The following is a 12,248-nucleotide window of genomic DNA, read 5'->3' as shown; positions in this document are numbered from 1 at the left end:
TTCGTCGCCGGCGGCGGGCGACGGACGGCAGGCGAAAAAAAACCGCCCGGCGTTCGGCCGGGCGGTTTGCGCATTCCGCGCGCACGAGCGCTCAGTGCAGGATTTTCGCGAGGAAGTCCTTCGCGCGATCCGACTTCGGATTCGAGAAGAAATCGTCCTTGCGGTCGTCCTCGACGATCGCGCCTTTGTCCATGAAGATCACGCGATGGGCGACCTTCTTCGCGAAGCCCATCTCGTGCGTCACGACCATCATCGTCATCCCTTCCTGCGCGAGCTCGACCATCACGTCGAGCACCTCGTTGATCATCTCGGGATCGAGCGCGGACGTCGGCTCGTCGAACAGCATCGCGATCGGGTCCATCGACAGCGCGCGCGCGATCGCGACCCGCTGCTGCTGGCCACCGGACAGCTGGCCCGGAAACTTGTGCGCATGCGCCTTCAGGCCGACGCGATCGAGCAGCTTCATGCCCTTGTCGGCCGCTTCGTCCTTGCCGCGGCCGAGCACCTTGACCTGCGCGAGCGTCAGGTTCTCGGTGATCGACAGGTGCGGGAACAGCTCGAAATGCTGAAACACCATCCCGACCTTCGAGCGCAGCTTCGACAGGTTCGTCTTCTTGTCGCCGACCGACTGGCCGTTCACGAGGATCTCGCCCTGCTGGAACGGCTCGAGGCCGTTGACGGTCTTGATCAGCGTCGACTTGCCGGAGCCCGACGGGCCGCACACGACGACCACTTCGCCTTTCTTGACCTCGGTCGTGCAGTCGGTGAGAACCTGAAACTGGCCGTACCACTTGGAAACGTTCTTGATGGAAATCATCGTGTGACCTTTTTCTGGAGACTCTTGACGAGAACAGACGCCAACGAGCAAATCACGAAATAGCATGCGCCGGCGAACAGGACCATCTCGACGGTCGTGCCGTCGCGGTCGCCGATGTTGGCGGCCGTGCGGAAGAAGTCCGCGAGACTGATCACGTACACGAGCGACGTATCCTGGAACAGGACGATCGCCTGCGTGAGCAGCAGCGGCACCATCGCGCGGAACGCCTGCGGCAGGATCACGAGGCGCATGGCCTGCGCGTAGTTCATGCCGAGCGCGAACGCGGCGTTCACCTGTCCGCGCGGCACCGACTGGATGCCGGCGCGGATGATCTCGGAATAATACGCGGCTTCGAACAGCGAGAACGCGACCATCGCCGACGCGAGCCGGATGTCGATCGTCGGCGACAGCCCGAGCACGCCCTGCAGCACCTGCGGCACGATCAGGAAGAACCACAGCAGCACCATCACGAGCGGGATGGAGCGGAACACCGTCACGTATGCCTTTGCGAACCACTCGAGCGGCTTCACGCCGGACAGCCGCATCAGCGCCAGCAGCGTGCCCCAGACGATGCCGATGACGATCGCGATCAGCGTGATCTTGAACGTGACGATCGCCCCCGTCCACAGCGTCGGTATCGCGCCGGGAATACTACTCCAGTCGAACTGATGCATCACTTGCCTCCGATGTAGCCGGGCAGCCGCGTGCGGCCTTCGATCCAGCGCATGAACGCCATCACGACGAGGTTGATGAGCACATACGCAAGCGTCACCGCGATGAACGACTCGTAGGTCTGCGCGGTGTAGTCGACGAGCTGGCGGGCCTGCGCGGACAAGTCGAGCAGGCCGATCGTCGACGCGACCGCGGAGTTCTTGAAGATGTTCAGGAACTCGGACGTGAGCGGCGGCACGATGATCCGGTATGCAACCGGCAGCAGCACGTAGCGGTACGTCTGCCATTGCGTGAAGCCCATCGCGAGGCCGGCGGCGCGCTGGCCCTTCGGCAGCGCGTTGATCCCCGAGCGCACCTGTTCGCACACGCGCGCGCCCGTGAACAGGCCCAGACAGACGATCGACGCGGTGAAGAACTGCGTGCCGGGCGGCAACTGCTTGATCCAGGTGCCGATCGACGCGGGCAGCAATTCGGGCACGACGAGGTACCAGACGAAGAACTGCACGATCAGCGGGATGTTCCGGAAGATCGACACGTACACGGTGCCGATCGCGGACAGCCATTTGTTCGGCACCGTGCGCAGCACGCCGAACAGCGAACCGACGATCAGCGCGACGACCCAGGCGACGAGCGACACCTCGATCGTCACCCAGAATCCGGACATCAGCCATCCGAAGTAAGTCGTCGGCTCGCCGGTCGAGACGGGGCTCAGGAAGATGCCCCAGTTCCAGTGGTAAGACATGGGCAAGACTCCAGCAAAAAGAAACGGAAGAAGCGAGGCCTCTTCCGTTTCAGTAGCGTCATTTCTGCGTCAACGGCTGCGTGGTCAGTCGAGCGCCTTGTCGTTCGGGTTCGCGTACAGCTTCTTCATCGAATCGGACAGCGGGAAGTTCAGGTTCAGCCCCTTCGGCGGAATCGGGTTCTCGAACCACTTCGCGTAGATCTTCGCGGCTTCGCCCGATTTCTCGACTTGCGAGATCGCGTCGTCGACGACCTTCTTGAAGTCCGCATCGCCCTTGCGCATCATGCAGCCGTACGCCTCTTCCGACTGCGGCGTGCCGACGATCACCCACTCGCCCGGCTGCCTCGCCTTCGCGCGCTCGCCCGCGAGCAGCGCGTCGTCCATCATGAACGCGACGGCGCGGCCCGACTCGAGCGTGTTGAACGAGTCGCCGTGGTCTTTCGCGCTGATGATGTTCATGCCCAGCTGCTTGTCGTTGTTCATCTTGCGCAGCAGGCGCTCGGACGTCGTGCCGGCGGTGGTCACGACCGTCTTGCCCTTCAGGTCCGCGAAGTCCTTCACGCCCGAATCCTTCTTCGTCATCAGGCGCGTGCCGATCACGAAGATCGTGTCGGAGAATGCGGCCTGCTGCTGACGCTCCGTGTTGTTGGTCGTCGAGCCGCACTCGATGTCCACCGTGCCGTTCTGCACGAGCGGGATGCGGTTCTGCGACGTCACCGGGATGTTCTTGACCTGCAGGTTCGGCAGGTTCAGCTTCTTCTTCACGGCGTCCACGACTTTCATCTGGAATTCGCGCGAATAACCGACGACCTGCTGGCTCTGGTCATAGTAGGAGAACGGAATCGACGATTCGCGGTGGCCCAGCGCGATCACGCCCGTGTCCTTGATCTTCTTCAGCGTGCCGGTCTCCTGTGCATGCGCGCCGCTCGCGAACGCGCACAGCGCCGCGACCATCAGGACTGCCTTCTGGTATTTCATTTTGGTCATCTCCTTGGCTGAAACCCGCGCCAGTGTATCAAAGTAATATTTTTGAAAGTACTGGTTGTTTACCGAACTACGAATCGTCCTGTACGAAGCCGTCCTCCCGGCTTCCGGCGCCCCTGGCGGCGCCTGAATGCACAACGCGGGCGATGCCGGATTCGGCACCGCCCGCGAGGGTTCATGCACACAATCGGGTGAATTGCGTCATGCTTTTGTCATAGTCGTCCGATCGAATCGGCGATGACCGATCAGGGATACAGGCCGCGCATTTCGCGCGCCATCAGGATGCGCTTGCACGCGACGATGAACGCCGCCGTACGCACCGACACCTTGTGCTCTTCCGCGACCGCCCACACGCCGGCGAACGCTTCGCGCATCACGCGCTCGAGACGGTGGTTGATCTCGTCTTCCGTCCAGAAGAAGCTCGAGAAGTCCTGCACCCACTCGAAGTACGACACGGTCACGCCGCCCGCATTCGCGATCACGTCGGGAATCACGAGCACGCCGTTCGCGCTCAGGATGTCGTCGGCCGCCGTCGTCGTCGGGCCGTTCGCGCCTTCGACGATGATCTTCGTGCGGATCTTCGATGCGTTCTTCTCGGTGATCTGGTTTTCCAGTGCCGCCGGGATCAGGATGTCGGTCTCGACCGTCCAGAACTCGTCGTTCGGCATCGGTTCGGCGCCTTCGAAGCCCGCGACGCCGCCCGTGCGTGCGACGTGGTCGAGCAGCTTGTTCGAATCGAGGCCGGCCGGCTGGTAGATCGTGCCCGTGTGATCCTGCACCGCGATCACCTTCGAACCCGCTTCCTGGAACAGCTTCGCCGCGATGCCGCCGACGTTGCCGAAGCCTTGCACCGCGATGCGCGCGCCTTCGATCTCGAGGCCCTTCTTCTTCGCCGCCTCGCAACCGACGACGAACACGCCGCGGCCCGTCGCTTCCTTGCGGCCGAGCGAACCGCCGAGCGAGATCGGCTTGCCGGTCACGACGCCGGTCGATGTCTGGCCCTGGTTCATCGAGAACGTGTCCATCATCCACGCCATCACCTGTTCGTTGGTGTTGACGTCCGGTGCCGGAATATCGGTGTTCGGGCCGATGATGATGCCGATTTCGCTGGTGTAGCGACGCGTCACGCGTTCGAGCTCACCGCGCGACAGCTTGCGCGGGTCGACGCGGATGCCGCCCTTCGCACCGCCGTACGGCACGTTCACGGCCGCGTTCTTCACCGACATCCATGCCGACAGTGCCATCACTTCCGACAGCGTCACGTCCTGGTGGTAGCGCACGCCGCCCTTGCCCGGGCCGCGCGACACGTTGTGCTGTACGCGATAGCCTTCGAAGTGCGCGACGGTGCCGTTGTCGAGCTCGATGGGCACATCGACGATCAGGATGCGCTTCGGACGCTTCAGCGTTTCGAGCCAGCGCGACAGCGAACCGAGGTACGGCGCGACGCGATCGACCTGCTGAAGGTAGTTGCCCCACGGGCCGAGATCGTCGGCGTGAAGGTAGGACGGGATGGACTGCAGTTGCGAAGACATGGACGCTCCAACGTTCAACGGATTGCGCACATTGTCGAAAAACCCGTTTTTTTTATCCAATGCCGTTTGCTTATTCGATTATGCGTTTCTTGCATGATCGTGATTTTTTGCAAATCCATGGTCGATTTGCGCAAGAACGCCCGCGATCGGCCGTGCATCGCGTTGTGCGAAAAATCGTGGGTACATTACGCCGGACGCCCGTCGGGCAGCCGTCCGACAGGCGCGGCAAGCTCGTCGTCAGCCGCGCGCGGCCGTGCTCGACTCCATCATTCGGCCGTGTCGCGCAATTCGTCGCGCACGACTTCCCACAACGCGCGCACGAGCTTCTGGCGCGGATCGTCGCCCTGCAGCGCGAGCTTGTCGCAGTAAAGGCGAATCTCCATCGTCAGCGTGTACGGGTGCGTGCCGCCACGCGCGGACCGGTCGAGCCGGATCAGGCGGCCGCTGGCCACCGCATCCTCGACGGCGCTGTGCGGCAGAAACGCGACGCCGTGGCCCGCGAGCGCCATTGCCTTCAGCCCTTCGGCCATGTCGGTTTCGTACACGCGATCGAGGAACAGCGGCGTCGGTGCGTTCGCAACGATGACTTCGGTCATCCGGCCGAGATACGCATTCGGCGTATAAGACAGGTACGGCACGCGCGCCTCGGCCGTGCCCGGCAACGTATAGCGCGGCCGGCCCGCGCGGCCCGGCGCCGAAAACGCGCTGATCGGCTCGCTGCCGAGGACCAGCATGTCGTAGCGGGCCGGATCGAGCGCGACGGGGTGGCTCGGGTGGTGGTAGCCCATCACGAGATCGCAGCCACCCTCGACCAGCGACAGCACGGCGTCGTGCACGTTCAGCGCGCGCAACCGTGTGTGGACCTGCCCCATCTTCGCCTCGATCCGCTGCAGCCAGCGCGGAAAATACGTGAGCGACAGCGTATGCGGCACCGCGAACTCGATGGTCGGCACAGGCGCGCCGACATGGCCGCGCAGCAGCGTGCGCGCCTCGTGCGCCTGCGACAGCATCGTCAATGCCTGCTCGTAGAAGATCTGGCCGGCCTGCGTGAGCCGCGTCGGATAAACCGAACGATCGATCAGTTCGGTCGCGAGCCATGCCTCGAGCGCCTGGATGCGCCGCGAGAACGCGGGCTGCGACACGTGCCGCAGTTCGGCGGACCGGCTAAAGCTGCGCGTTTCCGCGAGCGAGACGAAGTCTTCGAGCCATTTCAGTTCCATGCAGGCGGGCGCGGCGGGCGGCGGTCGGGAAGAAGCCTGCATTCTACCGGCGGGCGGGCCCGCCCGGCGGCGCGGCGGGCAGCTCGGCGAACCGGCCCGGGCGCCAGCCGGCGGACTGCTTGCGCGCCGCCCGGGCGCCGCATGCGTGCCGATCGCCCACGGCGGCGGCGACCTGACCGGTTCGGCCGGGATCGCCCCGCGCCAATGGTAAAATGCCGGATTCTCCTCCCCTCGTTCGCACCGGCCGCCAAGGCCACGCCCGATCATGTCCGACACTCGTCCCGATACGCTTTTCGCCCTCACCGCGCTCTCGCCCATCGACGGCCGCTACGCCAGCAAGACCGAAGCGCTGCGCGACTGGCTCTCCGAAGCCGCCTTCATGCGCCACCGCGTCACCGTCGAGGTGCACTGGCTGATCGCGCTGTCGCGCGCCGGCTTCGCGGAAGTCCCGCGCTTCTCGGACGCGTCCGAACAATTCCTGCTGCAACTCGCCGAGCGCTTCACCGCGCACGACGCCGCCCGCATCAAGGACATCGAGCGCGTGACGAACCACGACGTGAAGGCCGTCGAATACTGGCTGAAGGAATCGGTGAAGGGCCAGGCCGAACTCGAGAAGGCCAGCGAATTCATCCACTTCGCGTGTACGTCCGAAGACATCAACAACACGTCGCACGGGATGATGCTCGCCGGCGCGCGCGAGCACGTGATCGTGCCGGCGCTGCGCACGGTCCACCAGCGCCTCGTCGCGCTGTCGCACGCGCTTGCCGAGCAGCCGATGCTGTCGCGCACGCACGGCCAGCCGGCCAGCCCGACGACGCTCGGCAAGGAACTCGCGAACGTCGCGGCCCGCCTCTCTCGCGCGATCACGCGCATCGAGAAGGTCGAGATCCTCGGCAAGATGAACGGCGCGGTCGGCAACTTCAACGCGCACCTGTCGGCGTATCCGGAATTCGACTGGGAAGCGTTCTCGCGCGACGTGATCGAGAACCGCCTGAAGCTCACCTTCAACCCGTACACGATCCAGATCGAGCCGCACGACTACATGGCGGAGCTGTTCGATGCGGTCGCGCGCGCGAACACGATCCTGCTCGACCTCGACCGCGACGTGTGGGGCTACATCTCGGTCGGCTACTTCAAGCAGAAGACGAAGGCCGGCGAAATCGGCTCGTCGACGATGCCGCACAAGGTCAATCCGATCGACTTCGAGAACTCGGAAGGCAATCTCGGCCTCGCGAACGCGACGCTGCGCCACCTCGCCGACAAGCTGCCGGTGTCGCGCTGGCAGCGCGACCTGACCGACTCGACGGTGCTGCGCAACATGGGCGTCGCACTCGGCTACTCGCTGCTCGCGTACGACTCGCTGATCCGCGGCCTCGACAAGCTCGAAGTGAACCCGCAGCGCCTGAACGAAGACCTCGACAACTGCTGGGAAGTGCTCGCAGAGCCGGTGCAGACGGTGATGCGCCGCTACGGCATCGAGAACCCGTACGAGCAGCTGAAGGAACTGACGCGCGGCAAGGGCATCACGCGCGAAGCGCTGCAGGAATTCGTCGGCACGCTGGCGATCCCGCAAGATGCGAAGGACCGCCTGCTCGCGATGACGCCTGCGTCGTACATCGGCAAGGCCGTCGAACTCGCGAAGCGGATCGCGTAAGCACCGCCGTCTCCGCACGTAAAAAAAGCCCGATGCGAGCAATCGCATCGGGCTTTTTCATTGCCTGTGCGGCTGGTCAGAACGAGATCATCCGCCCCGGGTTGAGTGCGCTCATCACGCTCATCGCGGCCTTCGCAGCGGGAATCGCGATCGGCGACAACTGGCGGCCGAGCGGAATCGCGCGGTGATCGATGCCGGTCAGCATCGAGAAATCGTCGTTGCGACCGACGAAATCGTCGCAGATCGCCTTGCCGATCCGCACCGTCTGCGCGACGCCATGACCGCTCCAGCCCTGCACCATGTACATCGGCACGCGGCCGTCGGTCTTGCGGCTGTCGGTCGCGCCGTTCAGCGTGAAGTCGCTGACGCCGCTCCAGCAGTAGTCCAGTGCGAACTGGCCATCGGCCTGGGGGAACACCGTGTTCAGCCGCGTCAGCAGATACGCGTTGACGTCGGGCTGTGCCCAGCACGTGCCGGTGCCCTGCCCGCCGAACAGCAGGCGGTTGCCGCGCACCGGCCGGTAGTAGTCGATCTGGAACTGCGTGTCGTACACCGGCATGCCGGCCGGCATCAGTGTCGCGACGTCGACGTCGAGCGGCGCCGTCACGCTGACATACGTGAAGAACGGCACGGTGGTGGCGGTGCCGTCGTCCAGCAGACGGAACGTCGTGTTGTGCAGCGCGAGCACGACGCCACGGCGCGCGGTGATCGTGCCGCCCGGCGTCGTCGCGACGACGCCCGCCGGCGTTTCGTCGAGCTCCAGCACCTCGGTGCCCTCGTACAACGCACCGCCGTTCAGCCGGAAGCCGTGCACGAGACCGCGCACCAGCGCGAGCGGATGAAGCTGGCCACCGGTCGCGTCGATCGCCGCGCCGTGATACAGCCCCGAGCGCACGTATTCGTCGTGCAGCTGATGGCGGCCGACGAGCGTCACGCCGGCGTCACCGAGATGGCGGCGTGCGTCAGCGCCGTCGAGCAGCGCGCTCATGTGGCCCGGGTGGACCGCCGCCGTGATGTGGCCGCGCTTGCGATCGAGGTCGAGTGCGTAACGCGCGCCGATCGCGTCGATCAGGTCCATCGATTCGGCCGACGCGAAGCGCCACAGCCGCTTCGCGTCGTCGTGCGACAGATGGTCGATCATGTCGGCTGCTTCCCAGCGCGCGAGGCCCGGCGTGAGCTGGCCGCCGTTGCGGCCCGACGCCGCGGAGCCGACGTGATGCTTGTCGACGAGAATCGTGTCGACGCCCGCTTCCGCCAGATGCAGCGCGGCCGATGCACCGAGCAGCCCCGCGCCGATCACCAGCACGTCGCACACCATGTCGTGCGCGAGCGGCGCGCTGTTTTCATGGCGCGACAGAGACGCCTCGTACCAGTTGGCCGGGCGCTCGCCGTCGTAACGGGACGGCGCGCACCAGTTCCAGTTGTCCTTTTCGATGTTCAGTTGCGTCTGGTCGAAACGCGATTCGCCCTGGATCAGGGGCTTGTGGTTGGAAGTCATGATTGCACTTGCATGGTCTTGGGCCGCCTGTCGAAGTGCCATTCAGGCTTCGCGGGTGGGGCAGCCGGTTCCACTTGGGTGTCAACGAGATAAAGGGCGCGATGGCCCGTGTTGACGGCAGGCACGCTCGTGCCTGCCAGGATCCCGGACCGTGCGAAAGCACGCATTGAAAGGTGCCGGGACACCCAATTTCTACACCGCAGAAATAATTCTACAGCGTAGAATATGCTTTCGTCAAGATTACAGCCGCAGCCATCCCGCTTCCATGAAAGACAAACCCGCCCAAGGCCCGCGCGGCCTCGACAAGGATGCGATCGTCGCGGCCGCGCTCGCGCTGCTCGAAGAGGTCGGCGAAGCCGCGTTCAGCGTGCGCAAGCTCGCGCAGTCGGTCGGCTGCGACCCGATGAGCGTACTCTATCACTTCAAGTCGAAAGAGGGCCTGAGCCGTGCGATCGCGAACGCGCTGTCGCGCTCGCTCGCGCCGGTCGACCCGTCACTGCCGTGGCGCGAGCGGCTGCTCGATCTCGCCCGCCAGTACCGCGCGCTCGCGCTGCGCCACCCCGCCGCGTTCGCGCTGCTGCAGCGTCACATGAGCACCGGGCCGGCCGATCTCGCGCACATCGAGACCGTGCATCGCGCGCTGGCCGATGCCGGCATCCCGCGCAGCGCACTGCCGACCGTGTGCGTCGGCTGGTATGCGAGCGTGATCGGCCTCGCCGCCGCCGAGGCCGGCGGCCTCACGCGGCCCGCGAACGACGTCGAGCTCGCGGAAATGCATGCGCTGTCCGATACCGCGCATCCGCTCGTCAAATCGGCCGCCCCGCTCTACGCGCAACTCGATCCGGCCGCCGTGCACGACACGATGCTGGACGTGCTGCTCGACGGCATCGCGCAGCACGTCCGCGCGACCTGAGCGGCTCACGCATCGCCAACGAAAAAAGGCGCCCCGAGGGGCGCCTTTTTCACTGCTGCATGACGATTGCCGCGAACCGCGCTCAATGTTGCCGCGCGATACCGATCTTCAGCATGACCTGATCGACGATCTGTTCGGGCGTCAGCTCGATGCTGACCACGATCGCTTCGTCCGGGCCCGGTTCCTCGAGCGTGTCGAGCTGGCTCTTCAGCAGCGACGGATCGAAGAAATGGCCGGTGCGGGTCTTCAGGCGCTCGTGCAACACCTCGAACGAACCCTTCAGATACACGAACCGCACGTCGGTATCGGTGCCGCGCAGCACGTCGCGGTACGACCGCTTCAGCGACGAGCAGGTGAACACGGCGGTCTCGCCGGCACGCTGCTTCTCCTCGATGGCCGCGCGAATCGTGCGCAGCCACGGCCAGCGGTCGTCGTCGGTCAGCGGAATGCCGTTGTGCATCTTTTCCTTGTTCGCCGCGCTGTGAAACGCGTCGCCGTCGGTATAGCTGCACGACAGGCGTTCTGCCAGCATTTCGCCGATTCGCGATTTGCCCGCACCCGACACGCCCATTGCGATCAGAATCATTGACTACCCCTTGTTACAAAACCACGCTCAGCAGCAGCGTAAAGCTCAGACCCAGCACCGAGATGATGGTTTCAAGCAGCGACCAGGTCTTGAACGTCTGGCCGACCGTCATCCCGAAATATTCCTTGATCAGCCAGAAGCCGCCGTCGTTCACATGCGAGAAGATCAGCGAGCCCGAGCCCGTCGCGAGCACGAGCAGCTCCGGACGAACCGCCGCGCCCGACGCCGCCGCGATCGGCGCGACGATGCCGCAGGCCGTCGTCATCGCGACCGTCGCCGAACCCGTTGCCAGACGCATCAGCGCCGCGACGAACCAGCCGAGCAGCAGCGGCGACAGGTGCGCGTGCTTCGCGGTCTCGACGATCTGCTGCGAGATCCCGCTGTCGCGCAGGACGCCGCCGAAGCCGCCGCCCGCACCGACGATCAGCGTGATGCCGGCGATCGGCGCCAGGCACTCGCCGCAGAACTTCTGGATCTGGTCGCGGTTGAAGCCCTGCAGCTTGCCGAACGTGAAGAAGCTCACCAGCACGGCGATCAGCAGCGCGACGTCGGAGTTGCCGGCAAAGCGCAGCAGGTTGTTCGGCAGCGACTTCGGTGCGAACACCAAGTCGGCCCAGCTGCCGACGAGCATCAGCACGACGGGCAGCAGGATCGTGAACAGCGTGATGCCGAAACTCGGCAGTTCGCGCTTGCGACCGTCCGTGTGCGTATCGACGAACTGCGCTGCGAGCGGGTTGTTTTCCGGCAGCTTCACGAACTTCGAGATCATCAGCGCGAACAGCGGACCGGCGATGATCGCGGTCGGCACGCCGACGATCAGGCCGAACGCGATCGTCTTGCCGATATCGGCGCCGTATTGCTGAACGGCCAGCAGCGCGGCCGGGTGCGGCGGAATCAGCCCGTGTACGACGGACAGGCCGGCCACCATCGGCAGACCGACGACGAGCAGCGATTTGCCGGTGCGCTTCGCGACGTTGAACGCGATCGGGATCAGCAGCACGAAGCCGACTTCGAAGAACACCGGCAAGCCGACGATGATCGCGACGAACATCATCGCCCAGTGGATGTTCTTTTCACCGAACCAGTCGATCAGCGTGGTCGCGATCCGTTCGGCGCCGCCCGATTCGGCCATCATCTTGCCGAGCATCGTGCCGAGGCCGACGACGATCGCGATGTGGCCGAGCGTGCCGCCCGTGCCCGTTTCGAACGACTTGACGATCTTGTCCATCGGCATGCCGACGACGAGACCCAGGCCCAGCGAAACGATGATCAGCACCAGGAACGGGTAGATCTTGTAGCGCGCGATCATCAGGATCAGCGCGGCAATCGCGATCAGCGTGAATACGAGCAGCATGCTGCCTTGGACAGCCCCCATGTGGCACTCCTCCTTGAATTGTTCGAAACCGGGCGAGCTGTTGCGAGTATGCCCGGCTATGCAGGTCTCCGAAACACGGGGGGCACCCACCCCGTGAGGACGCTGAATTTTACTTATCTTTACGGTCCACGGATAGAACCGGTTCCATCAGCAAAAACCCTCGGTAAAACAAGCATCAAGCGCTTGTTTGCCGAGGGTCAAGGGCGTGACGTTCGCAAGCCCCGTTACGGGCGCGAACAGGCCCTTATCATTTCG

General features: G+C 64.7%; 11 protein-coding genes. 2 read left to right on the top strand and 9 right to left on the bottom strand.

Annotated features, from left to right (window positions below):
• Window positions 1–91 precede the first annotated feature (91 nt).
• From ACT2FV_RS20005 to ACT2FV_RS19980, 6 genes are all read right to left on the bottom strand, one after another.
• Window positions 92–817 (bottom strand): amino acid ABC transporter ATP-binding protein, encoded by a 726-nt coding sequence (locus ACT2FV_RS20005; RefSeq protein WP_124902718.1) that lies wholly within the window; start codon window positions 815–817, stop codon window positions 92–94.
• Window positions 814–1,491: a glutamate/aspartate ABC transporter permease GltK gene (gene gltK / locus ACT2FV_RS20000; RefSeq protein WP_151052088.1), complete on the bottom strand. Its 678-nt coding sequence runs from the start codon at window positions 1,489–1,491 to the stop codon at window positions 814–816. Before gltK ends, ACT2FV_RS20005 begins: the two co-directional genes overlap by 4 nt.
• The gene (locus ACT2FV_RS19995; protein ID WP_124624852.1) at window positions 1,491–2,231 is read right to left on the bottom strand and encodes an amino acid ABC transporter permease; all 741 of its coding nucleotides are present in this window, start codon (window positions 2,229–2,231) and stop codon (window positions 1,491–1,493) included. The genes gltK and ACT2FV_RS19995 overlap by 1 nt, the downstream gene beginning before the upstream one ends.
• Window positions 2,232–2,315: 84 nt before the next feature.
• The gene (locus ACT2FV_RS19990) at window positions 2,316–3,209 is read right to left on the bottom strand and encodes a glutamate/aspartate ABC transporter substrate-binding protein (protein WP_170296485.1); all 894 of its coding nucleotides are present in this window, start codon (window positions 3,207–3,209) and stop codon (window positions 2,316–2,318) included.
• Between the two features lie 251 nt (window positions 3,210–3,460).
• The gene (locus ACT2FV_RS19985) at window positions 3,461–4,747 is read right to left on the bottom strand and encodes a Glu/Leu/Phe/Val family dehydrogenase (RefSeq protein WP_059465395.1); all 1,287 of its coding nucleotides are present in this window, start codon (window positions 4,745–4,747) and stop codon (window positions 3,461–3,463) included.
• Between the two features lie 266 nt (window positions 4,748–5,013).
• A complete protein-coding gene (locus ACT2FV_RS19980) occupies window positions 5,014–5,967 on the bottom strand; it encodes a LysR substrate-binding domain-containing protein (RefSeq protein WP_124624844.1) in 954 nt (317 codons plus the stop codon).
• A 265-nt stretch (window positions 5,968–6,232) separates the two neighbouring features.
• On the opposite strand from ACT2FV_RS19980, the gene purB reads away from it, so the two are divergent.
• On the top strand, window positions 6,233–7,621 hold the full coding sequence (gene purB / locus ACT2FV_RS19975; protein ID WP_059608242.1) for an adenylosuccinate lyase: 1,389 nt from the start codon (window positions 6,233–6,235) through the stop codon (window positions 7,619–7,621).
• A gap of 76 nt (window positions 7,622–7,697) precedes the next feature.
• On the opposite strand, the gene ACT2FV_RS19970 is transcribed toward purB, so the two are convergent.
• Complete coding sequence (locus ACT2FV_RS19970) at window positions 7,698–9,119, bottom strand: NAD(P)/FAD-dependent oxidoreductase (RefSeq protein WP_059608241.1); 1,422 nt, start codon at window positions 9,117–9,119, stop codon at window positions 7,698–7,700.
• Window positions 9,120–9,384: 265 nt separating this feature from the next.
• Between ACT2FV_RS19970 and ACT2FV_RS19965 the strand changes: the two genes are divergently transcribed.
• Window positions 9,385–10,032, top strand: a complete 648-nt coding sequence (locus tag ACT2FV_RS19965; protein ID WP_059608240.1) for a TetR/AcrR family transcriptional regulator — start codon at window positions 9,385–9,387, stop codon at window positions 10,030–10,032.
• Window positions 10,033–10,114: 82 nt separating this feature from the next.
• Here ACT2FV_RS19965 and ACT2FV_RS19960 read toward each other — a convergent pair whose 3' ends face one another.
• Window positions 10,115–10,618, bottom strand: coding sequence for a gluconokinase (locus tag ACT2FV_RS19960; protein WP_151050965.1), 504 nt, complete (start codon window positions 10,616–10,618; stop codon window positions 10,115–10,117).
• 13 nt (window positions 10,619–10,631) lie between these two features.
• A complete protein-coding gene (locus ACT2FV_RS19955; RefSeq protein WP_059535304.1) occupies window positions 10,632–11,993 on the bottom strand; it encodes a GntP family permease in 1,362 nt (453 codons plus the stop codon).
• Window positions 11,994–12,248: the final 255 nt, after the last annotated feature.

The organism is Burkholderia sp. PR2 (genome assembly GCF_052372875.1).
In the GTDB taxonomy this organism is placed as follows: domain Bacteria; phylum Pseudomonadota; class Gammaproteobacteria; order Burkholderiales; family Burkholderiaceae; genus Burkholderia; species Burkholderia diffusa.
Note: the sequence above shows the minus strand (reverse complement) of the source record. Positions and strands in the feature narration are given on the sequence as shown.